At 64.6% G+C, this 24,827-nt stretch carries 21 protein-coding genes; 7 read left to right on the forward strand and 14 right to left on the reverse strand.

The genetic code is table 11. The annotated features are described in order from the left end of the window. The first annotated feature begins 84 nt into the window (after positions 1 to 84). Positions 85 to 1,014: a DNA-3-methyladenine glycosylase 2 gene (locus AB7A72_RS20920; RefSeq protein WP_239809053.1), complete on the forward strand. Its 930-nt coding sequence runs from the start codon at positions 85 to 87 to the stop codon at positions 1,012 to 1,014. Here the strand turns inward: AB7A72_RS20920 and AB7A72_RS20925 are convergent. Beyond that, a complete protein-coding gene (locus AB7A72_RS20925; RefSeq protein ID WP_369461049.1) occupies positions 1,008 to 2,546 on the reverse strand; it encodes an MFS transporter in 1,539 nt (512 codons plus the stop codon). The genes AB7A72_RS20920 and AB7A72_RS20925 overlap by 7 nt on opposite strands. A 106-nt stretch (positions 2,547 to 2,652) precedes the next feature. Here AB7A72_RS20925 and AB7A72_RS20930 point away from each other — a divergent pair, with 106 nt between their 5' ends. Further along, positions 2,653 to 3,558: a LysR substrate-binding domain-containing protein gene (locus AB7A72_RS20930; protein WP_369461050.1), complete on the forward strand. Its 906-nt coding sequence runs from the start codon at positions 2,653 to 2,655 to the stop codon at positions 3,556 to 3,558. 21 nt (positions 3,559 to 3,579) lie between these two features. On the opposite strand, the gene AB7A72_RS20935 is transcribed toward AB7A72_RS20930, so the two are convergent. Then, entirely contained in the window at positions 3,580 to 4,161 is a 582-nt protein-coding gene (locus AB7A72_RS20935; protein ID WP_369461051.1) for a helix-turn-helix domain-containing protein, read from the reverse strand. A gap of 78 nt (positions 4,162 to 4,239) precedes the next feature. On the opposite strand from AB7A72_RS20935, the gene AB7A72_RS20940 reads away from it, so the two are divergent. After that, positions 4,240 to 5,661 (forward strand): L-lactate permease, encoded by a 1,422-nt coding sequence (locus tag AB7A72_RS20940; protein ID WP_369461052.1) that lies wholly within the window; start codon positions 4,240 to 4,242, stop codon positions 5,659 to 5,661. Here the strand turns inward: AB7A72_RS20940 and AB7A72_RS20945 are convergent. The 5 genes from AB7A72_RS20945 to rtcR all read right to left on the reverse strand — a co-directional run bounded on the left by AB7A72_RS20945 (position 5,636) and on the right by rtcR (position 12,826). Further along, a complete protein-coding gene (locus AB7A72_RS20945; protein ID WP_369461053.1) occupies positions 5,636 to 6,337 on the reverse strand; it encodes a 3'-5' exonuclease in 702 nt (233 codons plus the stop codon). The genes AB7A72_RS20940 and AB7A72_RS20945 overlap by 26 nt on opposite strands. Before the next feature lie 30 nt (positions 6,338 to 6,367). Beyond that, positions 6,368 to 7,684 (reverse strand): kynureninase, encoded by a 1,317-nt coding sequence (kynU, locus tag AB7A72_RS20950; RefSeq protein WP_312461457.1) that lies wholly within the window; start codon positions 7,682 to 7,684, stop codon positions 6,368 to 6,370. Positions 7,685 to 7,757: 73 nt separating this feature from the next. Next, positions 7,758 to 8,435, reverse strand: a complete 678-nt coding sequence (kynB, locus tag AB7A72_RS20955) for an arylformamidase (RefSeq protein WP_369461054.1) — start codon at positions 8,433 to 8,435, stop codon at positions 7,758 to 7,760. Between the two features lie 14 nt (positions 8,436 to 8,449). After that, positions 8,450 to 9,817, reverse strand: a complete 1,368-nt coding sequence (locus AB7A72_RS20960; RefSeq protein ID WP_312413467.1) for an amino acid permease — start codon at positions 9,815 to 9,817, stop codon at positions 8,450 to 8,452. 1,392 nt (positions 9,818 to 11,209) lie between these two features. Continuing rightward, positions 11,210 to 12,826 carry an RNA repair transcriptional activator RtcR gene (rtcR, locus tag AB7A72_RS20965; RefSeq protein ID WP_369461055.1) on the reverse strand — a complete coding sequence of 539 codons (1,617 nt, stop codon included), beginning with the start codon at positions 12,824 to 12,826 and terminating at the stop codon, positions 11,210 to 11,212. A gap of 297 nt (positions 12,827 to 13,123) precedes the next feature. Here rtcR and AB7A72_RS20970 point away from each other — a divergent pair, with 297 nt between their 5' ends. Both AB7A72_RS20970 and rtcA read left to right on the forward strand, forming a co-directional pair. Then, positions 13,124 to 14,341: an RtcB family protein gene (locus AB7A72_RS20970; RefSeq protein ID WP_369461056.1), complete on the forward strand. Its 1,218-nt coding sequence runs from the start codon at positions 13,124 to 13,126 to the stop codon at positions 14,339 to 14,341. A gap of 91 nt (positions 14,342 to 14,432) precedes the next feature. Beyond that, the gene (gene rtcA, locus AB7A72_RS20975; RefSeq protein WP_369461057.1) at positions 14,433 to 15,503 is read left to right on the forward strand and encodes an RNA 3'-terminal phosphate cyclase; all 1,071 of its coding nucleotides are present in this window, start codon (positions 14,433 to 14,435) and stop codon (positions 15,501 to 15,503) included. A gap of 29 nt (positions 15,504 to 15,532) precedes the next feature. Here the strand turns inward: rtcA and AB7A72_RS20980 are convergent, their stop codons facing one another. The 5 genes from AB7A72_RS20980 to proV form a co-directional block, all read right to left on the reverse strand. After that, complete coding sequence (locus tag AB7A72_RS20980) at positions 15,533 to 15,853, reverse strand: YkgJ family cysteine cluster protein (protein WP_239809040.1); 321 nt, start codon at positions 15,851 to 15,853, stop codon at positions 15,533 to 15,535. Between the two features lie 111 nt (positions 15,854 to 15,964). Next, positions 15,965 to 16,978, reverse strand: a complete 1,014-nt coding sequence (proX, locus tag AB7A72_RS20985) for a glycine betaine/L-proline ABC transporter substrate-binding protein ProX (RefSeq protein ID WP_239809039.1) — start codon at positions 16,976 to 16,978, stop codon at positions 15,965 to 15,967. 233 nt (positions 16,979 to 17,211) lie between these two features. Next, positions 17,212 to 18,219 carry a glycine betaine/L-proline ABC transporter substrate-binding protein ProX gene (proX, locus tag AB7A72_RS20990; RefSeq protein WP_312530811.1) on the reverse strand — a complete coding sequence of 336 codons (1,008 nt, stop codon included), beginning with the start codon at positions 18,217 to 18,219 and terminating at the stop codon, positions 17,212 to 17,214. Positions 18,220 to 18,380: 161 nt separating this feature from the next. Beyond that, the gene (gene proW / locus AB7A72_RS20995) at positions 18,381 to 19,655 is read right to left on the reverse strand and encodes a glycine betaine/L-proline ABC transporter permease ProW (protein WP_312835442.1); all 1,275 of its coding nucleotides are present in this window, start codon (positions 19,653 to 19,655) and stop codon (positions 18,381 to 18,383) included. Beyond that, positions 19,652 to 20,956 (reverse strand): glycine betaine/L-proline ABC transporter ATP-binding protein ProV, encoded by a 1,305-nt coding sequence (gene proV, locus AB7A72_RS21000; protein ID WP_239809037.1) that lies wholly within the window; start codon positions 20,954 to 20,956, stop codon positions 19,652 to 19,654. Before proV ends, proW begins: the two co-directional genes overlap by 4 nt. A gap of 417 nt (positions 20,957 to 21,373) precedes the next feature. Here proV and AB7A72_RS21005 point away from each other — a divergent pair, with 417 nt between their 5' ends. Next, on the forward strand, positions 21,374 to 21,655 hold the full coding sequence (locus AB7A72_RS21005; protein ID WP_239809036.1) for a hypothetical protein: 282 nt from the start codon (positions 21,374 to 21,376) through the stop codon (positions 21,653 to 21,655). A 147-nt stretch (positions 21,656 to 21,802) separates the two neighbouring features. Here the strand turns inward: AB7A72_RS21005 and AB7A72_RS21010 are convergent, their stop codons facing one another. Then, complete coding sequence (locus AB7A72_RS21010) at positions 21,803 to 22,405, reverse strand: TIGR00645 family protein (RefSeq protein ID WP_133857855.1); 603 nt, start codon at positions 22,403 to 22,405, stop codon at positions 21,803 to 21,805. 108 nt (positions 22,406 to 22,513) lie between these two features. Continuing rightward, complete coding sequence (locus AB7A72_RS21015; protein ID WP_369461058.1) at positions 22,514 to 22,714, reverse strand: hypothetical protein; 201 nt, start codon at positions 22,712 to 22,714, stop codon at positions 22,514 to 22,516. Between the two features lie 30 nt (positions 22,715 to 22,744). Here AB7A72_RS21015 and acs point away from each other — a divergent pair, with 30 nt between their 5' ends. After that, complete coding sequence (gene acs / locus AB7A72_RS21020; protein WP_369461059.1) at positions 22,745 to 24,745, forward strand: acetate--CoA ligase; 2,001 nt, start codon at positions 22,745 to 22,747, stop codon at positions 24,743 to 24,745. Positions 24,746 to 24,827: the final 82 nt, after the last annotated feature.

The raw sequence follows: 24,827 nt of genomic DNA on the forward strand, positions 1-24,827 counted from the left end.
TGGAAACAGCTGTGACTGCATCGCCCGCCCTCCATCCCCTATAGTGGGGAACCGCGCCCGCCGCCGCCTTCCGCACGCCCTCCCATGCCCCTGGTCCTGAGCACCCAAGTCGCCCTGCCTGCCAACTACCGCCCGCAGGACATGCTGGCCCTGCATGCCCGGGATGCCCTGCAGGCTTCCGAGAAGGTCGAGGGGCTGCGGGTCAGCAAGGGCTTGACCTGGCAAGGCCGGCCTGCGCTGCTGGAGCTGGAGCTGGTGGAGGGCGCCACCCAGGCCGTAGCCAGTTTGGCGGTCGATGGGCCGGCCGACACCGGCGCTACCGGAGACGGCCCAGCCGCACTGGATGCGATGGTGGCGCGCATGCTGGGTCTGGGCGAGGGGGCGGACCAGCTGGCGCTGCAGCATGGCAAGCACCCGGTGCTGGGCCCGTTGCTGCTGAGCCAGATGGGTCTGCGTGTGCCCGCCAGCAGCAGCCCGTTCGAGGCCCTGGTATGGGCGATCACCGGCCAGCAGATCAGCGTGGCGGCAGCCATTGCACTGCGCCGGCGGCTGATTGCGGCCACGGCGCTGCAGCACAGCAGCGGCATGCTCTGCCACCCTGATGCCGCTGCGTTGGCGGCATTGACGCCCGAGCAACTGCGCGCCGCAGGCTTTTCGGTCAGCAAGATCGCCACGCTGGAGCGCGTTTGCGCTGCCGTGCTGGACGGCAGCCTGCCGCTCGATGCCTGGGCCACGCAGCCCTTGCAGGCGCAAGACGCCCAGGCGATTGAGGATGCGCTGCTGGCCATCAAGGGCATTGGCCCCTGGACGGTGCACTACGCACTGCTGCGCGGCTTTGGCTGGCTGGACGGCAGCCTGCATGGCGATGTGGCGGTGCGCAATGCGCTGGCCCGCTTGCTCGATGTGCCCAGCGTCTCGCAGCGCGAGGCCGAGCAGTGGTTGGGCGCGTTTGCGCCCTGGCGGGCGCTGGTGGCGGCCCACCTCTGGGCCAGCCTCTCCGCCAAAAGCTATTGAGGGCTAGCCGCAGGGGCCTGCAGCGCATCGCCACTGGCCGGGCGCAGCAGGCCCAGCACCACAAGCGCAGAGACGGTCGCAATCGCCGCCAGTACATACAGCAGCTGTGCAAAGGCCTGGCCATAGGCTTTTTGCAAATCAAGGGCAGCTGCCGCATCGGGCTGGGCAGGCAGCAAGGCCAGCGCCTGGCGCAGTTCGCCCATCGCCAGTTGCTGGGCCGCAGTCTGCAGGCTGGCCACCTCCAGGGATGCCGGCAGGTGCGGGGTGATAAAGCCGGCCAGCAGCGCGGTCACCATTGCCAGCGCAATGCCTTCACCGGCCACCCGCACGGTGCTGAAAATACCGGTGGCCATGCCCGCGCGTTCCTTGGGCACCATGCTGACCGACAGCCCATCCATCAGGCCCCAGGGCAGGCCCGCGCCGCTGCCGATCAGCAACAGCGGCAGCACACGCGCCATGCCACCGGCCTCCACGGGGATCTGCGCCAGCCACAGCAGGCCGGCGGCCGCGAGCAGCAGGCCCGCTGCCGAAATGGGACCGGGGCCGGACCAGCGCGTCAGCCAGGCTGCGGCCAGTGGTACCACCAGCATCGGCGCGGACAGCGCCAGCATCCACCAGCCGGCCGCCACCTCGCTGTAGCCGCCAATGCCGATCAGCTGCAGCGGCAGCAGCACCAGCAGCACCACGTAGCAGTAGCAGGTGGCGATCGGCAGCACCTGCACACCGACGAAGCGCGGGTAGCGGAACAGGCTCAGGTCCAGCATCGGGCGGGCCACCCGCCGCTCCACGGCGACGAAGAGCAGCAGCGCGGCAGCGGATGCCAGCAGCAATGCGATGACAAGCGGGCTGTGCCAGCCCCGTGCAGCCGCCTCCACCATCGTCAAGGTCAGCAAGGCCAGCGCGCAGGTGAACAGCAGCGCACCGGGCCAGTCCAGGCCCTGGGCCTGCGGATCGCGCGACTCGCGCATCGCGGCGATGCCCACCAGCAAGGCCAGCAGCCCCAGGCCGGTGCAGAGTGCAAAACCGGCCTGCCAGCCGGCGCGCTCCATCAACCAGCCGGTCAGCAGCGGGCCAAAGGCCAGGCCGGTGCCAAAGGTGGTGCCCAGCAGGCTGAAGGCCTGGGCGCGCTGCGCCGCTGCAAACTCCTGCGCCAGCGCGGCTGTACCACCGGCCAGGGTAGCGGCAGCGGCCACGCCTTGCAGCGCGCGCAGCAGGTCAATCTGCCACACGCTGCGCGCCAGCACCAGCCCCAGGCCCGCGAGGCAAAAGGTCGACAGACCCAGCAAAAACAGCCGCTTGCGCCCCCACTGGTCAGCCAGCGCGCCGGCGGCCATCAGGCAGCTGCCAAAGCCCAGCATGAAGGCATTGGTGATCCAGCCCAGGCTAGTGGCGCTGCCGCCCAGTGCGCGGCCAATCGCAGGCGTGGCCACGGCCCCGCCAGAAAAACTCAGCGGCAGCACCAGCGCTGCCAGACAAACGGATGCCAGAACCATCCAGGGCCCGCGCCAGGCGGCGGGTAAAACTTGACGCATAGCCAACTCCTGCAAAAACACGCTGTGGAGCTTAATGAGGAATGGATGGCTAATAAACGGGCCAGTCGTTGTTTGATTAACAACCAAATTTCCGTAATATGCGCGGATGGACAACCTGAACCACATCGCCGCCTTTGTGCAGGCGGCCGAGCGCCGCAGTTTTGTGGCCGCTGCCCGCGCCCTGGGCATCTCGGCATCGGCCGTCGGCAAAAGCGTGGCCAAGCTGGAGGCACAACTGGGCACGCAGCTGCTGGTGCGCACCACGCGGCGGGTGTCGCTGTCGCATGAGGGTGAGCTGATGTACACGCACTGGCGCCGCATTCTGGATGACCTGCAGGATGCGCAGGCGCTGCTGTCGAGCACGCAGAGCAGTCCCCGGGGCCTGTTGCGCATTGGCCTGCCCACCATTGGCTACCGCTTCTTGCTGCCGGTGATTCCGGCCTTCCGCGCGCGCTACCCGGATATTGAGCTGGACCTGGACTTCAACGACCGGCTGGTCGATGTGGTGGAGGCGCGCCTGGATGCGGTGATCCGCAGCGGCGTGCTGGCCGATTCCAGCCTCAGCGCCCGGCGCCTGGGCCTGTTCCGCTTTGTGCTCTGCGCATCCCCGGCCTATCTGGCGCAGCGCGGCCGGCCCCTGCGGCCCGAAGACCTGGCAGCGCATGACTGCCTGCGTTTTCGCTTTCCCACCTCGGGCAAGCTGCAGCCCTGGCAGATGGGGGGCGATAGCGCCGACGCCGCGCAGGATGCCGCCGCCCACCCGCCAGCGCTGACCTGCAACAACATGGAGGCCTTGCGCGGCGCGGCGATCGGGGGCCTGGGCATTGCCTATATGCCCGATTTTCTGGCCCGCGACGCGCTGGCCGATGGCAGCTTGCAGACGGTGCTGGACGACTGTCTGACCTATGCCGGCCAGTTCAGCATCCTCTGGCCCTCGGGCCGGTTGATGTCACCGCGCCTGCGTGTGTTTGTGGACTTTGTGGCCGAGCGGCTGTTCCAGCCATCTTCGTGATGACGGCACTGCAAGGGGCCATCAGCCCCCATGCATGGGCGCGGCCACCAGCAGGATGAAATGCGCCACGCCACGGCCCTCGTTGGCAAAGTGGTGCTCGGTGTCCATCGCCAGCTGGGCGCTGTCGCCGGCTTGCAGCAGCACGGAATCGGCCCCGGTGAAGACGCGCAGACTGCCGCTTTCGACATAGAACACCTCGCGCGTGCCCGGCCGGTGCGGCGCGAAGTGGCTAGAGGCCTGGCCCGGCGGCACGGTGTAGTGCAGCAACTCCAGCCCCGGCAGCGGGCGGGCCAAGGCCAGGCGCACGATGCCGGTGTCCTCATGGACAAAGCGCGCATGCGCGCCGGCCCGCGTGATCTGTGCGGGCGCAGGGCTTTGCACCAGGTCGCTCAGCTCGCAGCCCAGGCCGCGGGCAATCGCCATGGCATTGCGCAGACTCACGCTGAGCAGGCCCCGTTCCACCCTGGACAGCGCCCCGGACGTGACGCCGCTGGCCTGGGCCAATTGGTCCAGGGTGATGGCCAGCTGCGCGCGGCGGGCGCGCACGGCCAGGCCGAACTGCAGGTCGGAATCGGTGCTGGGTGGGGAATTTTCAGTCGACATGGATTGACTATATTTCGTTTAGGAAATATTATTTGCCTATATGCAATTTCAACAAGCGCTCTCCCAATGTACCTGTTCTTGAGTGCGTCCCCGGTCCTGGCCGTCATCGCGGGGCTGTTGCTGGGGCTGCGTTCGCTGTATGCGGCGCTGACCGGTGTGGTGCTGGCACTGGCCGGCTGCCTGCTGGCTTTTCCGCTCAGCGCAGCTGCGGCGCAGCAGGCGCTGGCCAGCTGGATGCCGGTCCTCGTGGAGGTGCTGCTGATCGTGGGCGGCGGCCTGCTGCTGTCCGAAGTGCTGCGCGCTGCCGGAGCGCAAAAGGCGCTGGCGCAGTGGGTGATGGGCCGCACCGGCGAAGGCGTGGGCGCTGTGCTGCTGGTGGTGCACGGGGTCACGCCCTTTGCCGAATCACTGACCGGCTTTGGCATTGGCATCACCATCGGCATTCCGCTGCTGGCGCACAGCGGTTTGCCGGCGCGCAAGATGGCGCTGATTGGCTTGCTGGGCCTCTGCGCCGTGCCCTGGGGCTCCATGGGCCCGGGCACCTTGATTGCGGCCACGATGGCCGGGATCGGCTTTGATGCGCTGGGTGTGGCGTCGGCAGCGGTGAGTGTGATTCCGATGGTGGTGGCCGGTGTGGCCGCAGCGGGGCTGGCCAGTGCGCCGGGCCGGCGTGCAGCGGCCATGCTGCAGGGTGCGTTGTCGGGCCTGGTGCTGGCGCTGGCCATTGGGCTGAGCAATGCGGTGGCCGGCACCTCGGCCGCTGGCGCGCTGGGCGCCTTGCTGATGACGGTGCTCTGGCTGTGGCTGGGCCGGCGGGGCACAGGCGTTGTTGCGAGTGAGGCCGCTGCGCCGCTGGGCCCCTTGGGCTGGCGCGCGCTGGCCGCCTATGGCTTGCTGCTGCTGGGTGTGCTGGTGGCGGGCGCTGTGCTGCGCGCCTTGCAGGGCGCGGGTGCCTGGCATTTGCTGGCATCACCTGCGCTGTGGCTGTTTGTGGCGGCGGCCTGGTTTGTGCGCGGCCTGCCCGCAGCCAGCAGCCTGCAGCAGGTCTGGCAGTCCTGGCGCCAGGTGGCGCCGGTCACGGGGCTGTTCATCGTGCTGGGCGTGGTGATGGCGGTCTCGGGCATGGCTGCGCAGCTGGCCCATGCGTTGGCACAGGGCGGCAGTGCCTATGTGTTTGCTGCGCCTTTTGTGGGGGCCCTCGGAGGTTTTGTGACCGGCTCCAACACCGGCGCCAATGCGATGTTTGCGGCCACCCAGGCCGAGATCGCGCAGGCCCTGGGCGTGGCAGTGCTGCCGTTTATGGCGGTCCACAATGTCAGCGCGGCTCTGCTGCTGATGGCCTCCCCCGGCAAGGTGGAGATGGCCTGCCAGCTGGTCACCGGTGCTGCGCAGGCCGAGCGCGCCTGGGTACAGTCCAGGGTGCTGCTGGTGACCGGGCTGGCCGTGCTGCTGATGGCGGCGCTGAATGTGCTGCTCAGCGTGTTGCTGGCGCAGCCGTAGGCATCAACGTGTTGGCCAGCTCAGGCAGCTGCGGCTGGGTCTGGCGCGCGGAGGTGCTGCTGAGCCAGCGGCCCAGGTGCTTGCGCTGGCAGACCTGCAATTCGCTCAGCAGCGCATGGCTGGGTTCGGGGATGTGCCAGCGGCTGCGCAGATCGGCCTGCATGCGCAGCAGCAGGTGGGCGGTCATCTCGGCATCGGCCAGTGCCCGGTGGGCCTTGTCGGCCGGCGGCAGTTGCAGGTGGCGCACGATCTTGCCCAGCGAGTGGCTGGGTGCCTCGGGGTAGAGGCGGCGCGACAGCAACACGGTGCAGGCAAACAGCTTGCCGGCAGGCGCTGCGGCCGGGCTGGCCGCACAGCCTGCGCGTTCCAGCTCATCCAGCCAGAACTTGCTGTCAAACGATGCGTTGTGTGCCACCAGCGGCGCCGTGCCGACAAATGCTGCCGCCTCGCGCATCACCTGCTCTGCAGGCGCCGCCGCCTGCAGCATCGCGGTGGTGATGCCGGTGAGCTGGGTGATGAAGCCGGGCATGCGCTGGCCGGCATTCATCAGGTTCTGGTAGCGGTCCACGATGCGGCCGTTCTCGACCATGACGATGCCCACCTCGGCCGCCCGCGCGCCATGCGCCGGGCTCATGCCGGTGGTTTCAAAGTCGAGAATGGCGATGCGTTCGGACATGGCGTAGCGGGTGCTGGACGGGCTGTGCAATCAGGTCACCGCATTGATGCGGTTGAACTCGGGCTTCTGCCATTCGCCCGATTCCAGTACCTGGCGCAGGTGCTCGACCGCGTTCCACACGTCCTCAAAACGGGTGTAGAGGGGGGTGAAGCCAAAACGCAGAATATCCTTGTGCGGGCCCTTGCCGCCATCGCCCTTGCGGAAGTCGCCAATCACGCCCCGGGCGATCAGCGCCTGCACGATGGCATAGGCGCCGCTGCCCTGGCCGTCTACGCCCGCGCCGTCGTCGCGGGTCAGGCAGACCTGGGAGCCGCGCGCAAAGATATCGCGCGGCGTGGCCAGGCCCAGGCCGTAGCCGGCGCAGCGGGTCTCGACCAGCTCGATGAACAGGTCGGTCAGCGCGATGGACTTGCGGCGCAGTGCCGCCATGCCGCCGTACTTTTCGGCTTCGCTGAAGATGTCCAGCCCGCACTGCAGGGCCGACAGCGCAATCATCGGCTGGGTGCCGCACATGTAGCGGCGGATGCCGGGCGCAGGCTGGTAGTCGCTGTTGAAGGCAAACTGCTCGGCATGGCCGAACCAGCCCGACAGCGGCTGCCAGAACTTGTCGGTATGGCGCGCATGCACCCAGACAAAGGCCGGGGCGCCAGGGCCGCCGTTGAGGTACTTGTAGCTGCAGCCCACCGCGTAGTCGGCGTTGGCGGCATTCAGGTCCACCGGCACGGCGCCGGCGGCATGGGCCAGGTCCCAGACGGTCAACACGCCCTGCGCATGCGCGTCGCGCGTGACCTGGGTCATGTCGTGCATGTGGCCGGTGCGGTAGTTCACGTGGCTGAGCAGCAGCACGGCCACATCGGTGGTCAGGCAGGCGGGCAGCTCTTCGGGCTCGATCAGCACCAGCTCCAGGTTGTGCTGCTTGCACAGCGATTCGGCGATGTACAGATCGGTAGGGAAATTGCTGCGCTCGCTGATGACCTTGGTGCGCGGTGCCGGGTCGGAGAACTCTTGCTGCGACAGGCGGATGGCTGCGCTCAGCACCTTGTAGAGATTGACCGAGGTGGTGTCGGTGAACACGACCTCGCCGGGCTTGGCGCCGATCCAGGGCGCAAACTGGTCGCCCAGGCGCTGGGGCAGGTCGATCCAGCCGGCATCGTTCCAGCTGCGGATGAGGCCCTGGCCCCATTCACGCTGCACCACATCGGCGACGCGCGCCGCCGTGGCCTTGGGCAGCGGGCCCAGCGAGTTGCCGTCCAGGTAGATCACGCCTTCGGGCAGGTCGAACAGGTGGCGCAGCGGTGCCAGCGGCTCATGCTGGTCAACGTCGCGGCAGGCTTCCAAGGTGGTCATGGCTAGGTCTCTTTGTCAATGGTGGCGGGCAGGCGCTGGTGGGCCAGGCGCCTGCCGCAAGGGAGGAGGGGGCTCAGGCCGTGGCCTGATTGTAGGTGCCGGGCAGCGCGCGCAGCACGGCACGCACCGGCGATGCATCGGCCTGCACAAGCTTGAGCGGCAGCGCGATCAGCTCGTAGTCGCCCTCGGGCACGGCGTCCAGCACCAGGTTCTCCAGCACGCGCATGTCGTGGCGGCGAATGGTCTGGTGGCTGGGCAGGGCCTTGCTGTCAGCCGGGTCGATGCTGGCGGTATCGATGCCGATCAGGCGCACGCCCAGCGCGGCCAGGCGCTCGACGGTCTCGGCCGCGTAGCCGGTCAGGCCGGCATCCCACTGGGTCTGCGGCATCTGCTGGTAGGTGCGCACCAGCACGCGCTCGGGCAGGTCGTCGCTCATCGCATGTTCGATGTGCTGCCATTCGATCAGCGGGGCGCAGCCGATGGCATGGACCACGCGGCAGCGGCCCAGGTAGGGCGCCAGATCGACCTGGCCGATGGTGGCGCCATCGGGCGCATAGTGCAGCGGCGCATCGGCATGGGCGCCGGCATGCGGTGTGCTGGTGATGCTGGCCACATTGACCGGGCAACCCGGCCCGATGCTGGCCACCCATTGCTGCTGGTAGGGCGTGTCGCCGGGGAACACCGGCATGCCCACATAGATGGGTGGCGAGATGTCCCAGAGGCTTGGCGCAGAGTGAGGCGTGTTTGGCATAGCTATGCAATGTATCAGCGCTTGCGGTACCAGATCAGGTAGACGGCGGTCATCACCAGCAGCATGGGCACGCCGATCAGGGTGGTCATGTGGAACACATCGGTGAAATAGGTGGTGATGATGACGGCCAGCATCAGCACGGCGCCCAGCAGGGTCAGCACCGGAAAGCCCCACATGCGGAACTGCAGGCGCTCGCCCGGATGCTCGCGCTGCCAGCGGCGGCGGAAGAAGAGGTGGGTGACAAAGACCATGAACCAGGCAAACATGGCGCCGAACATCGAGATCGACATCATCAGGGTGAGCGATTCCTCGGGCTTGAGCACGTTGAGCACCATGGCCACGGCCATCCCCAGGCAGGAGATGGCAATCGCACCCATCGGCACGCCCCGGCTGTTGACCTTGCCCAGCGCTGCTGGCGCATAGCCGCCACGCGAGAGGCTGAACATCATGCGCGAGGTGACATAGAGCTGCGCATTCATCGCCGACAGGCTGGCGACCAGCACCACAAAATTGAGCACACTGGCCGCGCCGGGAATGCCGACGATCTCCATCACCTTGACGAAGGGGCTCTTGTCGGTGCTGGCATGGCTCCAGGGCACGATGGCCAGCATCAAGGCCAGCGACAGCAGGTAGAACAGCACCAGGCGCAACACCGTGGTCTTGAACGCCGAGGTGACCGCCTGGCGCGGGTTCTGCGCCTCACCGGCGGCAATCGCGATCGACTCCAGGCTGAGGTAGCTGAAGATGGCCACGATCACCCCCACCCAGGTGCCCCACCAGCCGTTGGGGAAAAAGCCCCGGTCGGCGGTGTAGTTGGAAAAGCCCACGCCCTCGGGCCGCGAGCCGAACACCACATAGGCGCCAATCAGGATAAAGGCGACGATGGCCACGACCTTGACCATGGAGAACACATACTCCATCTGCCCAAAGGCCTTGACGCTGGTGGCATTGACGGCAGCCAGAATGACCGAGAACAGCGCCACCCAGACCCACTGCTCCACCTCGGGGAACCAGTACTTCATGTACTTGCCCACCGCGGTGACTTCCATCCCCACCGCCAGCACCACGGCTGCCCAGTAGGCGTAGCGCACCACAAAGCCGGCGAGCGGGCTGAGGTAGTGCTCGGCATAGGCGCCAAACGATCCGCTGGTGGGGTGCGCGACCGTCATCTCGGCCAGGCAGCCCATCAGCAGCAGGCCGATAAGTGCCCCGATGGCGTAGCTGATGAGCACGCTGGGCCCGGCAAAGCCGATGGCAAATGCGCTGCCCATGAAGAGGCCGGTGCCGATGGCGCCGCCAATGGCGATCATCGTCATTTGGGCTGCAGTAAGTTGCTGCAGCAGCCCGCGTTCGCGGCGGGCAATCGATTCAAAAGGGGACACGGGTTTTTTGCCTGTTATGCCTGGGGTGGCGCTGGGGTGGCTTTTGTTGCTGCCTCTGCGCGCTGGAAGGTGGGGATTTTAGGATTTGTGGGAAATCCATGTTGTTTGTTTTTCTTGTTTTGCTTTTATCTTCTTGTTTGCTTGCTTTCTTGTTTGCTTGTTTGTTTGCTTAGCTAGCAGCTGCTGGCCGGGTCTCGCCCCGGCGGGCGAGGTACTTTTCTTGCGCGGCCAAGAAAAGTACCCAAAAGAAGGCCGCCCCGCTGACTGCGTCCCTCCGCTGCGCTGCGGGCAACCTGTGGTGCTCGGGTATGGGCTGCACCGCGAAACTCACTACGCGCCAGGGGCGCTCCGTTCAAACAGACGCGGTGAGTCAGTTCACGATGCAGTTGCACTCTGCGGTGCAACTGCCCAGCCCATACCCTGTGCTCCTCGGCGCATTCAGAAGGGGTGGTGCGCAGGCCCGGGCCATCGCTGCGCTCGGCACCTGAAGTTCTTGCTTTTGCGTATGTCTGCGGCGCTGCTTGGTTTTGTTGGCCGGGTCTCGCCCCGGCGGGCGAGGTACTTTTCTTGCGCGGCCAAGAAAAGTACCCAAAAGAAGGCCGCCCCGCTGACTGCGTCCCTCCGCTGCGCTGCGGGCAACCTGTGGTGCTCGGGTATGGGCTGCACCGCGAAACTCACTACGCGCCAGGGGCGCTCCGTTCAAACAGACGCGGTGAGTCAGTTCACGATGCAGTTGCACTCTGCGGTGCAACTGCCCAGCCCATACCCTGTGCTCCTCGGCGCATTCAGAAGGGGTTGAGCAGATATGGGCCATCGCTGCGCTCGGCACCCAAAACTGGCCGAGCGTAGCGATGGCCTATTGGTATTTGGCTGTTGGGTTGTTTGCATTCCCCTTTTGCATGCGCCTGGGGCGTGGTGTTTGTGGGGTGGCGCTGGCACCGCAGAGTGCCAGCGCTTCGTGAACTAGCTTGCCGCGTCTGTTCGAACGGAGCGCCTTTGGCGCGTAGTGAGTTTCGCGGCACACCCCACAAACGCCACGACACAGGTTGCCCTTCGCAACGCGAAGGGTCGCAGGCAGCAGGGGCGACTTTCTTTTGGGTACTTTTCTTGGTCGCCAAGAAAAGTACCTCGCCCGCCGGGCGAAATCCGGCCAACAAAACCAAGCAGCGCCGCAGGCATGTGCACAAGCAAGAGCTGCACTTGGCCGGTGTAGTGCAGAGTGCAGATATCGCCCGCCATACGAAATCCGGCCAGCAAAAGACAAAAGCGCCGCAGGCATACGAATAAGCAAGAGCTGCACTCGGCCAGTTGTGGGGCCGAACGCAGAAATCGCCCACCCGGCGCAATCCGGCCGACAGCAGAAGCTAAAAACAGCATCAGACCTTATAAGGCTCAACGAGCAGAACAAACCACATCCCAACTCAACCCAAACTTCTGCAAATACTTGCGCAACCGATCCGCATCATTCAACACCGTCCGCTGCGCCCGCGAAGCCTGAAACAACTGCCTCCCCGCCTCCGACAAACTGCTAGACGCACGACACACCCGCACCACCGACGCCAACTGCATCCGGTCAAACAAATCCATCGCCTCAATAGCCTCACCAGGCAACAAGGCCTCCAGCGCCACGTCGGCAGAAGCATCGGCAGACGAAGCCACCGCCTCCGGCCGCTGCCACAACCACTGCAAACGCCCAATCTCCGCCTCCACCTGATCCTCGGTAATGCGACCACTGGTCGACAAGGTCGCCAGCCGCGTCACACTGGCATGCAGATCGCGGAAATTGCCGCTCCACAGGGCTTGTGGGCTCTGGGCGAACTGCAGGTAGCGCTTGCGCGCCTCGGCGTTGAAGCGCTCGGTGCGGTGGGTTTGCTGGGCGTGCTGCACCAGCAGGTGGTCGATGTTGGGCTCGATGTCTTCGCTGCGCTGGGCCAGGCCGGGGAGGTTGTAGGTCCAGAGGTTGATGCGGGCGAACAGGTCTTCGCGAAAGCGGCCGGCTGCTACCTCCAGGCGCAGGTCGCGGTTGGTGCCGGCTATCAGCTGGAAGTCGCTGCTCACCTCCTTGTCCGAGCCCATCGGGTAGAAGCGCTTTTCCTCGATCGCCATCAGCAGCATGGCCTGTTCGTCGGCCCCCAGTTCGCCGATTTCGTCGAGGAAGAGCAGGCCCTGGTCTGCGGTGCGCAGCAGGCCGGCGCGCTCGGTGGCGGCGCCGGTGAACGCCCCTTTCTTGTGGCCGAACAAGGTGCTGGCGGCGCTGTCGCCGCGCAAGGTGGCGCAGTTCACCTCGACAAAGGCGCCGCTAATCTGGTGGCGGGCCTTTTTCAGCTCGTACATGCGGCGCGCCAGAAAGGACTTGCCCGCGCCCGTCGGGCCCACCAGCAGCATAGGGGCCTGCGAGCGGCCTGCCACCTGCTCGATCTCGGCAATCAGCTGGTTGAAGCGGGGGTTGCGGGTGGGGATATGGCTTTTGAGAAAGGCCACCGCATCCTGCTGGGCCTGGGCATGGCGCGTGGCCAGCGCGTCGTAGCGCGACAGGTCCAGATCGATCAGCGCATAGTTGCCCGCCGCGCCATCGATCTGCCGCTTGGGCGGTGAGGCCTGCAGGATCACGCCGGGTATCGCGCGCGATTCCGCCAGCAGGAACAGGCAGATCTGCGCCACATGGGTGCCCGTGGTGATGTTGAGCCAGTACTGGGCCTGGTCGCTGTCGAAGGGGTAGCTGCTGGTCCAGTCGTAGAGCGCGCCGTAGACCTCTTCAAAGTCCCAGGGGTCGCGGATCGGCAGCTCCACCAGGTTCACTTCGGTCTCGGGGCTGACGGCGGCAATGTCCTTTTGCACCAGCCGGGCCAGGTCCACATGCGAGCGCGTGTAGAGCAGCTCCATGCGGGCCACCACCATGTCTTCATGCTGGGTGATGGCGACCGAGGGCCGCCATTTGCTCCAGCGGCCTGCGCCGCGCCCGCTGTCGAGCTGGGTGCCGAGAAAGCCGATGACGGTGATGGGTTTCATAGGATCGGTTGGAATGAACTAGCTTTAATTCTAATATCTCTAGCTATGTAGCTATTTTTCTAAAAATAGTTTTTGTAGGTTGAGAGCGCATATCTTAAAAAATTCCATTTAATTCAATGGCTTGATGAAAAATTTTAGCAATGGAACAGAGTTGGCACGCTTCTGGCAAATAAGATGGCAAGCGCCACGTGGCGTGAGTCGGGGAAAGCAGGGCGAGGATCCTGCTTTCCCACCGGACGGGGCCAGGACGCAACTGCGCAAGCCCACACATACACAGAAGAAAGAACAGGGAACAACATGACCTACGAACAACGACAAGTACCCAATGGCGTGCCGATCAAGATGTGGACCAATGGCGTGCCGGTCGAGGCCGAAGCGCAGAACCAGCTGGCCAATATCTCGCGCCTGCCGGTGGTGTTCAAGCATGTGGCGGTGATGCCTGATGTGCACTTGGGGATTGGTGCCACCATCGGCTCGGTGGTGCCTACGCTTAAGGCCATCATTCCGGCCGCGGTGGGGGTGGACCTGGGTTGCGGAATGATGGCCTGCAAGACCACGTTGACGGCCAGCGATCTGCCCGACAACCTGGCGCCGATCCGCGCTGCGATCGAGCGGGCTGTGCCGGTGGGCATGACGCCCAAGCGCTATGGCCGCGACAAGGGGAGCTGGGAGACGCCGCCTGAGGAAACCGATGCCGCCTGGACAGGGCTGGTGAAGGAGTTCGAGGAGATCTGCGAAGCGCACCCACGCATCAAGAACACCAACAACTACAAGCACCTGGGAACCCTGGGAACCGGTAACCACTTCATCGAAGTCTGCCTGGACGAAAACCAGGCGGTGTGGATCATGCTGCACTCGGGCTCGCGCGGGGTGGGGAACGCCATTGGCACCCACTTCATCGAGCTGGCCAAGAAGGATGCCGAGCTGCACCAACGCAACCTGCCCGATAAGGACCTGGCCTATTTTGAAGAAGGCGCTGCCTACTTCGGGGACTATGTCAAAGCGGTGGGTTGGGCGCAGAAGTTTGCACGTGCCAACCGCGAGGTGATGATGGTCCGAGTGATCCAAGCGCTGAAAAAGGTGATCACCAAACCGTTCGAGACGCACCTGGAGGCGGTGAACTGCCACCACAACTATGTGCAACGCGAAACGCACTTTGGCCAGGAGGTGTTTGTGACCCGCAAGGGCGCGGTGAGCGCACGCCAGGGCGAGCTGGGGATCATCCCGGGAAGCATGGGGGCCAAGAGCTTTATCGTGCGCGGTAAGGGCAACCCCGAGAGCTTCAACAGCTGCAGCCACGGTGCCGGTCGCACGATGAGCCGCACCAAGGCCAAGAAGCTGTTCACCGTCGAGGACCAAATGCGCGCCACCGAAGGGGTGGAATGCCGAAAGGACGCCGAGGTGATTGATGAGATCCCCATGGCTTACAAAGACATCGACGCGGTGATGGCGGCGCAGAGCGACCTGGTGGAGGTGGTGTACACGCTCAAGCAGGTGGTGTGTGTGAAGGGGTAGAGTGCGACCCGGGAGCCGCAGCATTGGTTGGATGCTGGGCTTCCCGGGCCTTGAGCCGCCCTATAAGAACAAGGGAGAGGGACTTATTCCAATGCAATTTTCAACCCATTTAATAGAAAAGGGCCTGGTCGAGATCGACGGCTCGCAAGGCGAGGGCGGCGGCCAGATTCTGCGCACGGCGCTGGCGCTGTCGGTCATCACGCAAAGGCCGCTGGCGATGCACAGCATCCGGGCCAAGCGCTCCAAGCCAGGGCTGATGCGCCAGCATCTGGCCTGTGTGCAGGCGGCGCAGACCATCAGCGATGCCCAGCTGTCGCCCATCGGCGCAGGGGTGACGGCGCTGCAGTTTGCGCCGGCGGCGCTCAAGGCCGGGGACTACCGCTTCCCGATCTCGGGCGCGGGCAGTGCGATGCTGGTGTTGCAGACGGTGCTGCCAGCGTTGCTGATGGCCGATGCTGCCAGCACGGTGCAGTTGTCGGGTGGCACGCACAACCCGCTGGCGCCCAACTTCCACTTCATCGATCGCGCCTATGCGCCCTTGGTGGCACGCATGGGTGCGGGGCTGGACCTGCGGCTGCGCCGCTATGGCTTTTACCCGGCGGGCGGTGGCGAGGCGCTCGCCTGCATCAGCCCGGCAGCGCAGGGACTGCAGCCTTTTGATCTGCTGGCACGCGGCATGCTGCAGCATGTGTCGGTGGAAGCGGTCTGCGCGGCCGTGCCGCGTGGCGTGGCCATGCGCGAGTTCGACGAGCTGGCGCGGCTGACGGGCTGGGACCGGCGTGCGATGGAACTGCTGCCGGTGAGCCAGGAGGAGGGCCCGGGCAATCTGCTGCAGGCCACGTTGCGCTATGACCATGTCACCGAGCTGTTCTGGGGCCTGGGCGCGCACGGGGTGTCGTCCGAAGCGGTGGCGCGCAAGCTCTGCCAGGACCTGCGCGATTACCAGAAGAAGCCCGATGCCGCTGTCTGCGCCTACCTGGCCGACCAGCTGTTGCTGCTGCAGGCGCTGGCCGTATGGCAAAGCGGCCAGCCGGCATCCTTCAGCTGCAGCGAGGCGACCGAGCACCTGCACAGCAATATGGCGGTGATTGCGCAGTTCTTGCCGCTGCGCATGTCGATCGAAACGGCCAGTGCGCCGGTGGTGCGCGTCGCGCCGCTGTAGCGCCGTGCATGGGGGCGTTGGCGGGTGGGCTAGTACAGCCCGCCTTCCAGCGCCTGCATGCCATGGCGTACGCGCGCCTTGTTGCAGGCCTCGCTGCCTGCTGCAAACTCCCGGCAGGGGGAGGGGCGCCATTCATAAATGCCGCAGGCGGCTTGCTGGCCAATGGTGCCGGTCAAGGCCGCACAGCGCGGGCGCGCATAGTCGGTGCCGCGCATGCGGCAGGTGCTCTCGTTCACCTCTTCAGCCAGCCCCGATGGCACGCGGCCGCCGTTGCTGTCGCATTCATGGACTGAAAAATCAACGCGAAAGCTGGCGCAGCAGGCGCCGCAACTGAGGCAGGGGTGGGTCATCGGGCGTGGGCGCTGGGCGTTGTTTGGCCGGTATTGTAGTTTTGCGCCGCCGAGCGCCACAAAAAAAGCCCGCTGGTCAGCGGGCTCGGGGGGGTGCGGCAGGCGCCAGGCTTACTTGGCGGCCAGCGCTTCCTTGATCCAGCCGTCAAACTTGGCCTGGTGGTTCTTGATCCAGGCGTCGGCATGGCGCTGGATGTCGGCAGTCTTGTTTTCGCCGTTGCGCATCAGCAGGTTCTGCGCGGTGATGTCCTCAATGGGCACCTGCATCAGCGCAAACAGCTTGGCGGCGGCCGGGTTGGCATCCGTCCATTTCTTGTTCGCGAGGATGTACTGGTTGTTCACCTTGAAGCCATAGTTCTTGCCATTGGGCAGGCGGGTGTCTTCATCGCCCTTGGCATTGGGAACATTGGGCACCTGCAGCCAGACAACATCCTGGCCGGGCTTGAGCACGCCATTGACCCAGTAGGGGGTCCAGACATAGTAGAGCACCGGCTTGCCGGATTGGTAGCGCGCGATGGTGTCGGCAATCAGCGCCGCATAGTTGCCCTGGCGGTGGGTCACGCTGCCTTCCAGACCCAGGCCCTTGAGGTGCTTGTTGATCGCCAGCTCGCAGCCCCAGCCAGGGTTGCAACCGGTCAGATCGGCCTTGCCGTCGCCATCGGTGTCAAACAGCTTGGCGATCTTGGGATCCTTGAGCTGCATGATGTCGGTGATCTTGTACTTCTCGGCCGTTTTCTTGTCGATCAGGTAGCCCTGGGCGGCATTGGTCGAGAACATGCCTTCGCGGTAGAAGACCTTGGCGCCGCCATTGCGCTCATAAAACTCCTGGTGCAGCGGAATCCAGTGGTTGGCCATGAAGGTGGCATCGCCCTGGCCGACGACAACGTGCTCGGTGCCGTTCTCCAGTCCCTTGGGGTCCTTCACGGTGTAGCCGAGCTTTTCCAGCGCGCGCGACACGATCAGGGTCTGGAACAGCTCTTCATCGACGGTGCCCAGCAGGGGCAGCACATCCTTGCCCTTGCCGGGCAGGTCTTGCGCCTGGGCGGCGGGGCCCCAGGCCATCAACGCGATGGCGGCGGCGCAGGCCAGGTGGATCGGGCGATTGAGGCGGTTTTTATCAGTCATGGTCTTCTCCTTGGATTGAAACGCGATGCGCAAGGCGCGCACCGAGAGGGAACATGGGCAGCCCTGGGGCAAGACGGCGCCAGGCCCGGCCGGTGGTGGCGGGTGGTCCAGATGCAGCTTGCGGGGGGCTTGGAGGCTGGGCAGCGCTGGCGCTGCACCGGTGGGCATGGCGACATGCCCCGAGGGGAGGCACCGGCCCGGCCAGAAGCTGCCGGGCGATCGGTGCTGCAGACTTACTGGGCCTTGGCGGCGTCCAGCGCCGTCTTGATCCAGCCGTCAAATTCGGCCTGGTGGGCCTTGATCCAGCCATCGGCATGGCGCTCGATGTCGGCAGGCTTGTTCTGGCCTTCCTTCATCGCCAGGTTCTGGGCGTTGATGTCGGAGACCGGCAGTTTCATGATCGCAAACAGCTTGGCAGCCGCAGGATTGGCTTCGGCAAATTGCTTGTTGGCGACGATCTTCTGGGTGTTCAGCGGGAAGCCGTAGTTCTTGCCGTTGGGCAGCGCGGTCTTCAGATCGGCCTGGTTGCCCGGCAGTGCGGTAAACGGCACCTGCAGCCAGACGACATCACGCCCGGGGCGCAGCTCGGCGCTGACCCAGTAGGGTGTCCAGGTGTAGTACAGGATGGGCTTGCCGGACTTGTAGCGGGCGATGGTGTCGGCCATCAGTGCGGCATAGGTGCCTTGCACATGGGTGACGGTATCGCGCAGCTGGTAGGCGGTCAGCTGGTGCTCGATCGCGCCTTCGCAGCCCCAGCCGGGGGTACAGCCAGTCAGGTCGGCCTTGCCGTCGCCGTCGGTGTCAAACAGCTTGGCGATCTTCGGGTCCTTGAGCTGCTCGATATTGGTGATCTTGTGCTCGTCGGCCGTTTTCTTGTCGATCAGATAGCCTTGCACGGCACTGGTCGAATACTCGCCTTCGCGGTAGAGCTTGCCGGCGCCGCCGGCGTTCTTGTAGAAGTCGGCCTGCAGCGGATCCCAATGGTCGGCCATGTAGGTGGCGTCGCCGTTGCCGATGGCAACGTGGGCGGTGGCGTATTCCACCTCGCGGATGGGCAGCACCTCATAGCCGAGCTTTTCCATGGCCTTGTTGACCAGCAGCGTCTGGAAGGTTTCTTCGGCGATCGAGCTTTGCAGTGGCTGGACCTTGATGCCCTTGCCGGGCAGATCCTGGGCCATCGCATGGCCGGCGGCAGCCAGGCCAGCGGCCAGCAGGCTGGTGGCCAGCAGGCTTTTGACCATGCGGGTCGGGGCTGCGAAGGCCTGCCAGGAATGGGTGGTGAATGTCATGGATGCTCCTTGTTATGGGTTCGGCGCTGGCGCAGTGCGCGCCGCCGATCAATGCGCAAATGCGGCCAGCGGGCGGGCAGGGCAGCCAGCGGTGGCGGCTGCCCTGGCTGGGCTTAGGCGGCAGGCACGGCGTCCTGGCCGGGCTGCGTCTGCGCCTGCTTTTGGGCCGCTGGCTGAGGCAGGGGCTTGGGTGCAGGGCTGGCTTCTGGCTTGTGCAGGGCGCGGGCGATGATGCCGGCCGGGCCGGTTTGCCACCAGTGGCGCACGCCACGGCGGGGTTGGCCCATCGCCTGGGTGATGCGGTCCAGCAGAATGGCCAGCAGCACAATGCCCAGGCCGCCGACGGTGGCCAGGCCCATGTCCAGGCGGCCGATACCGCGCAGCACCATCTGGCCCAGACCGCCCACGGCGATCATCGAGGCAATCACCACCATCGACAGCGACAGCATCAGCGACTGGTTGATGCCGGCCATGATCGAGGGCATCGACAGCGGCAGCTGCACCTTCCACAGCAGTTGCAGCGGCGAGGCGCCATAGGCACGGCTGGCTTCAATAAGGTCAGGGCGCACCTGTCGGATACCCAGGTTGGTCAGGCGCACCAGCGGTGGCAGCGCAAACACAATGGTCACCACCACGCCAGGCACATTGCCAATGCCGAACAGCATCACCACCGGCACCAGGTAGACGAAGGCCGGGGTGGTCTGCATGGCATCGAGCACCGGTCGGAAGAACTTCTGCGCCCGGTCGCTGCTGGCCAGCAAAATGCCCAGCGGCAGGCCGATGATGATGCAGAACGCCAGCGAGGTCAGCACCAGCGACAGGGTGACCATGGCCTCGTGCCAGATACCCAGCATGCCGATGACCAGCAGCGACACCACGGCCCCAATGGCCAGGGCGCCACCGGCAAATTGCCAAGCGATCAGTGCCAGAATGGCCACCATCGCGAGCATGGGGATGGCGGTCAGAAAATGCTCCACGCCCGTGAGCGTGCCGTCAATCGGCGCGCGCACGGTCTGGAAGAAGGGGCGGAAATTGGCCACGACCCAGGTCAGGCCGGTGTTGATCCAGTCCTGAACCGGCAGGCTGCCGTCCCAGAGCTGGCTCAGATGAAAACCGCTGTCGTGTGCGACTTGCGCATGCTGCGCGGCAGCCTGGGCGGCATCGGCGGTTTGGCCCACGGCGTCAGGGCCGCCCAGCCAGTCGGTATTGCCCGAGACATTGCCAACCGCCTGCCAGGGGTCATCGCTCACGGCAGCGGGTGCGGGGGTGCTGGCGGCGTCGCTGCCCGTCCAGGCGGTGGCCGCGCTCGAGCTGGCCGATGCGGTATCGGCCCAAGGGTCGGCGGCAGCAGTGTTCTGGGCGATGGTCATCGTGTTGTCGGTACTCATGCGGCACTCCTGTTGTCGTTGTTGTCGGTATTGGCGGCTTCAGCGGCAGCGGCCTCGGTGGCCGCCTGCATGGCGATCACGGCGGGGTCCGTGGGCGGCACAGGGGGCGTGTCGCGGTCCAGGAAGCGCAGCAGGGTGTTCTTGCTGATCGCGCCGACAAAGCGGCCATCGGCACGCAGCACCGGCAGCGGGCAGGGCGCCTGCGCAACCTGGCCAAACAGATCAGCCACCAGCGCGTCTTCGGCAATCGGCTCGACCTTGTCCAGGTAGGCATGCTGCAGACCCAATGGGCCCACATGGCCCTTCAAGGCATTGCGCAAGGACTCGGTCGAGACCGTGCCCAGGTACTGCTTGCGGGGCGAGACCACATAGGCAAAATCCCGGTCCTCGTCCTGCAGCAGTTGCATCGCGGCACGGGCGCCGCGCTGGTCGCTTTCCTTGACGATGGTGATACCTCGGCGGGCGATATCGGCGGCCTTGAACACCGCTGCCGCATCCACGCCCTGGATAAAGGCGCGCACATACTCGTTGGCCGGGTTGCGCAGAATGTCGTCGGGGGTGCCGACCTGCTGGACCATGCCGTCCTTCATGATGGCGATGCGGTCACCAATGCGCATGGCCTCGTCCAGATCGTGCGAGATGAAGACGATGGTGCGGCGCTTGATTTCCTGCAGGCGCATCAGCTCGGACTGCATTTCGGTGCGGATGATGGGGTCGAGTGCCGAGAAGGCCTCGTCCATCAGCAGGATCGAAGGATCGGATGCCAGCGCACGGGCCAGGCCCACACGCTGCTGCATGCCGCCAGACAGCTCATCGGGGTAGCTTGCACCCCAACCGGCCAGGCCCACCTGCTCCAGCGCCTGCTCAGCCGCAGCAAGGCGTTCTTCACGCTTGACGCCGGCCAGCTCCAGGCCAAACGCAGTGTTCTCGACCACGGTCAGGTGGGGCATCAGCGCAAAGGACTGGAACACCATCGAGATGTCCTTGCGGCGCAGCGCGCGCAGCTTGCTGTCCGACAACTGGTTGATGTCCTGGCCATCGACGACGATGGCGCCGCTGGTGGGCTCGATCAGGCGATTGAGCATGCGCACCAGGGTGGATTTGCCCGAGCCCGACAGGCCCATGACGACAAAGATCTCACCGGCTTCAATGGTGAAGTTGGCGTCAAACACACCGATGGAGTTGCCGGTCTTCTCCATGACTTCTTGCTTGGTGGCGCCTTTGCGCACCAGCTCCAGTGCGGCTTTGGGGGAATCTCCGAACACCTTGAAGACGTTCTCGATACGGATTTGTTTGGCCATGCGTGGCTCCTCCCTAAGTTGTAGTGGCTACAACGCTGAAAACGCCCACAAAGGGGCGTCGTCCAGCACGGGACCGTCAATCTCTCAACCCTGATGCCGATAGCTGCGCCTGGCAGTCAAAGCGACCGCCATGGCAAGCCCTCGTGGGCAGGACACACAATGTGACCAACAATTTCTGCCTGTACCGGGCATGCATGCCAGGAGCGAAGGGCTCCAGGGTCGAGCCAGGTACAGGGTCTCTCGTGCGCATTGAAACCCGATCGTTTCAATCACGCGAGCGCGGCGGACACTGTAAAAAGGCCACCACGCCGGGGCATCAGGGCCGGGAATATTCCGGCCTGTTGACGGACTTTGGCGTGGCGCCAAAGACCCGACGGAGACGATCCGCACCTGTCAGAAAGGCACGGATTACCTGCGTTGCAGGTTGTAAAACATTCCTTAAGTATACGTATTGGAAATATAGAAGTCAAAAAAAGCGGGTTTCATCCGGGCGAATTGGGCATTGCCAAGCGCCTATTTGCAGCATCTGATTTCTGCGATGCTCCTTTTTTAATAGCAGCAAAAAACCAAATATGGTCGGATCAAGCGGTCGGGGTTTCGACGATGCAAAACACATTTAGTTTCAATTTTATGCAAGATCTGTCTGTGAAAGACCCTGATTCTGGCAATTGCGTACCGATCACGTTGCTTGTGCTGTGAATGCTGTCTTTTAAGGGTAAATAACTACCGATATCCGAAACCATGCGGCTGCTGTGTAGGAATATTTCGCCAATCCGGATCTCCCAGGCGCCCATGAAAAAGCCCCGCAGGGGCGGGGCTGGAGGGATGCGTGCAGCGGCTGCTGGATCAGTGGCTATCCTTGTGACCAGGGCCAGCGGGGTGCAGGATGCGGTCAGTCCAGGCAATGGCCAGGGCGGACAGCAGGAACACCACGTGGATGATGGTCTGCCACATCAGCACCTTCTCGCTGTAATTGGGCGCATTGATAAAGGTTTTGAGCAGGTGAATGGAGCTGATGCCGATGATGGACAGGCCCAGCTTGACCTTGAGCACCGAGGCATTCACATGGCCCAGCCACTCGGGCTGGTCCGGATGGCGGTTGAGGTGCATGCGGCTGACAAAGGTCTCGTAGCCGCCGACGATCACCATGATCAGCAGGTTGGAGATCATCACCACATCGATGAGGCCGAGCACCACCAGCATGATGATGGTCTCGTTGAGGGCGGTGATCTGGACATCGGGCGAATAGCCCACCGAGGTGACGAGGATGCGCAGCGCGGTATCGCTGCCAAAGGCAGCTTCAACCAGGTGCAGCAACTCGACCAGGAAATGCCAGACATACACCAGCTGGGCAACGATCAGCCCCAGGTAAAGCGGCAGCTGCAGCCAGCGGCTGGCAAAAATCAGCGCCGGCAAGGGGCGCAAAGGAGCATTTTGAGGCAGAGACATGATGGAGGAGGAAGTGGAGATGGCGCTGCTGGACTGCGGTGCGTTGGAATGCGTTGTTGGATCTTCCATCGGTGAAACGGATACCAGCCTGTCTACCTGCGTGCTGGCTCACCGATGGCGCAGATGCAGCCAAAAGAGCGACGCGGATTGTAGCGAGCCGCCTGGGTCTTGCGCAGCGCGATTGGCAAAATTCGTCAATTCGATAGGCTGATTGATTTTGACTATGAATTGCTCTGCGACGACGCCGGGCGCGCAGGCTGCTGTCAGACGCATGTAAGTGCGCCGGTCCACAGTAGCAACGATTTTCATACCTACAATGTTTGCAAAGGAGACCCACCCATGACAGCCCCAGCCCAAGGAACGATTGAATCCGTTCTGGTCGAGAACCGTGTTTTCCCCCCACCTGCCAGCCTGTCTGCCACGGCCCGCGTCGGCAGCATGGAGGCCTACCAGGCGCTGTGCGCCGAGGCCGAGGCCGACTTCGAAGGCTTCTGGGCCCAACGCGCCCGCGCGCATGTGCAGTGGACCAAGCCTTTCACCGAAGTGCTGGACCAGAGCACGCCGCCATTCTTCAAGTGGTTCCAGGATGGCGAGCTGAACGTCAGCGCCAACTGCCTGGACAAGCACATCGGCACGCCGGTGGAGAACAAGACGGCCATCATCTTTGAAGCCGACGATGGCCAGGTGACCAAGATCACCTACCGCGAACTGCTGGACAAGGTCAGCACCTTTGCCAATGCGCTCAAGGCCCAGGGCGTTCAAAAGGGCGACCGGGTCCTGATCTACATGCCGATGACCGTCGAGGGCATTGTGGCGATGCAGGCCTGCGCACGCATTGGTGCCACCCATTCGGTGGTGTTCGGCGGTTTCTCGGCCAAGGCGGTCAATGAGCGCGTCATCGATGCCGGTGCAGTGCTGATCATTACGGCCAACTACCAGATGCGCGGCGGCAAGGAGCTGCCGCTCAAGGCGATTGTCGACGATGCGCTGGCCATGGGTGGCTGCGATACCGTCAGGAAAGTGCTGGTGTTTGAGCGCACCGCCACGGCCTGGAACAAGGTCGAAGGCCGGGATGTGAGCTTTGGCGAGGCGCTGGCCGGCCAGAGCAAGGAATGCGCGCCGGTGCCGGTGCATGCCGAGCACCCGCTGTTCATTCTGTACACCAGCGGCTCCACCGGAAAACCCAAGGGCGTGCAGCATGCCAGCGGCGGCTACATCCTCTGGGCCAAGATGACGATGGAATGGACCTTCGACCTGCAGCCCAGCGACGTGTTCTGGTGCACGGCCGATATCGGCTGGATCACCGGCCACACCTATATTGCCTACGGCCCGCTGGCCGCTGGCGCGACCCAGGTGGTGTTCGAAGGCGTGCCCACCTTTCCCAATGCTGGCCGCTTCTGGCAGATGATCGAGCGCCATGGCGTCTCCATCTTCTATACCGCGCCTACAGCCATCCGCTCGCTGATCAAGGCGGCTGACTCGGACGACAAGGTGCACCCGCGTAACTGGAACCTGGGCAGCCTGCGCATTCTGGGCTCGGTCGGCGAGCCGATCAACCCCGAAGCCTGGATGTGGTACTACCGGAACATCGGCGGCGAGCGCTGCCCGATTGTCGATACCTTCTGGCAAACGGAGAATGGCGGCCATGTGATCACGCCGCTGCCTGGCGCCACGCCGCTGGTGCCTGGCTCCTGCACCCTGCCGCTGCCGGGCATCATGGCCCAGATCGTGGATGAGACCGGCAAGGAACTGCCCAACGGCACCGGCGGTATTCTCGTGATCAGCAAGCCCTGGCCGTCGATGATCCGCACGATCTGGAACGACCCCGAGCGCTTCAAGAAGGCCTATTTCCCCGAAGAAATGGGCGGCAGCATCTACCTGGCCGGTGACGGCGCGGTGCGCGATGCCAAGACGGGCTACTTCCGCATCACTGGCCGCATTGACGATGTGCTCAATGTCTCGGGCCACCGCATGGGCACGATGGAGATCGAATCGGCACTGGTCGCCAAGACCGACCTGGTGGCTGAGGCGGCCGTGGTGGGCCGGCCCGACGACATGACCGGCGAGGCGATCTGCGCCTTTGTCGTGCTCAAGCGCTCGCGCCCCACTGGCGACGAAGCCAAGCAGATTGCCAAGGAGCTGCGCGACTGGGTGGCCAAGGAGATCGGCCCGATCGCCAAACCCAAGGACATCCGTTTTGGCGACAACCTGCCCAAGACCCGTTCGGGCAAGATCATGCGCCGCCTGCTGCGCTCGATCGCCAAGGGCGAGGTGATCACGCAGGACACCTCCACCTTGGAGAACCCGGCGATCCTCGATCAGCTGTCCGATACGCACTGAACGCCCAATGTCAACAATGTGGCGCGCCAGTACTCCCCGGCGCGCCAACGCGTTGTTAACGCTGAAGAACGGGTGGAAATTT

It is taken from the genome of Comamonas sediminis (assembly GCF_041107495.1).
Taxonomy (GTDB): Bacteria; Pseudomonadota; Gammaproteobacteria; order Burkholderiales; family Burkholderiaceae_C; genus Comamonas; species Comamonas sediminis.

Excerpts from the sequence above, each read along its gene's own strand:
- AB7A72_RS21010 (WP_133857855.1), bottom strand. The coding sequence starts at position 22,405 with ATGTCTCTGCCTCAAAATGCTCCTTTGCGCCCCTTGCCGGCGCTGATT.
- AB7A72_RS20920 (WP_239809053.1), top strand. The coding sequence starts at position 85 with ATGCCCCTGGTCCTGAGCACCCAAGTCGCCCTGCCTGCCAACTACCGC.
- kynU (WP_312461457.1), bottom strand. The coding sequence starts at position 7,684 with ATGACCACCTTGGAAGCCTGCCGCGACGTTGACCAGCATGAGCCGCTG.
- rtcR (WP_369461055.1), bottom strand. The coding sequence starts at position 12,826 with ATGAAACCCATCACCGTCATCGGCTTTCTCGGCACCCAGCTCGACAGC.
- AB7A72_RS20980 (WP_239809040.1), bottom strand. The coding sequence starts at position 15,853 with ATGACCCACCCCTGCCTCAGTTGCGGCGCCTGCTGCGCCAGCTTTCGC.
- proX (WP_239809039.1), bottom strand. The coding sequence starts at position 16,978 with ATGACTGATAAAAACCGCCTCAATCGCCCGATCCACCTGGCCTGCGCC.
- proW (WP_312835442.1), bottom strand. The coding sequence starts at position 19,655 with ATGAGTACCGACAACACGATGACCATCGCCCAGAACACTGCTGCCGCC.
- kynB (WP_369461054.1), bottom strand. The coding sequence starts at position 8,435 with ATGCCAAACACGCCTCACTCTGCGCCAAGCCTCTGGGACATCTCGCCA.
- AB7A72_RS20925 (WP_369461049.1), bottom strand. The coding sequence starts at position 2,546 with ATGCGTCAAGTTTTACCCGCCGCCTGGCGCGGGCCCTGGATGGTTCTG.
- AB7A72_RS20935 (WP_369461051.1), bottom strand. The coding sequence starts at position 4,161 with ATGTCGACTGAAAATTCCCCACCCAGCACCGATTCCGACCTGCAGTTC.
- acs (WP_369461059.1), top strand. The coding sequence starts at position 22,745 with ATGACAGCCCCAGCCCAAGGAACGATTGAATCCGTTCTGGTCGAGAAC.
- AB7A72_RS21015 (WP_369461058.1), bottom strand. The coding sequence starts at position 22,714 with ATGAAAATCGTTGCTACTGTGGACCGGCGCACTTACATGCGTCTGACA.
- rtcA (WP_369461057.1), top strand. The coding sequence starts at position 14,433 with ATGCAATTTTCAACCCATTTAATAGAAAAGGGCCTGGTCGAGATCGAC.
- proV (WP_239809037.1), bottom strand. The coding sequence starts at position 20,956 with ATGGCCAAACAAATCCGTATCGAGAACGTCTTCAAGGTGTTCGGAGAT.
- AB7A72_RS20970 (WP_369461056.1), top strand. The coding sequence starts at position 13,124 with ATGACCTACGAACAACGACAAGTACCCAATGGCGTGCCGATCAAGATG.
- AB7A72_RS20945 (WP_369461053.1), bottom strand. The coding sequence starts at position 6,337 with ATGTCCGAACGCATCGCCATTCTCGACTTTGAAACCACCGGCATGAGC.
- proX (WP_312530811.1), bottom strand. The coding sequence starts at position 18,219 with ATGGTCAAAAGCCTGCTGGCCACCAGCCTGCTGGCCGCTGGCCTGGCT.
- AB7A72_RS20930 (WP_369461050.1), top strand. The coding sequence starts at position 2,653 with ATGGACAACCTGAACCACATCGCCGCCTTTGTGCAGGCGGCCGAGCGC.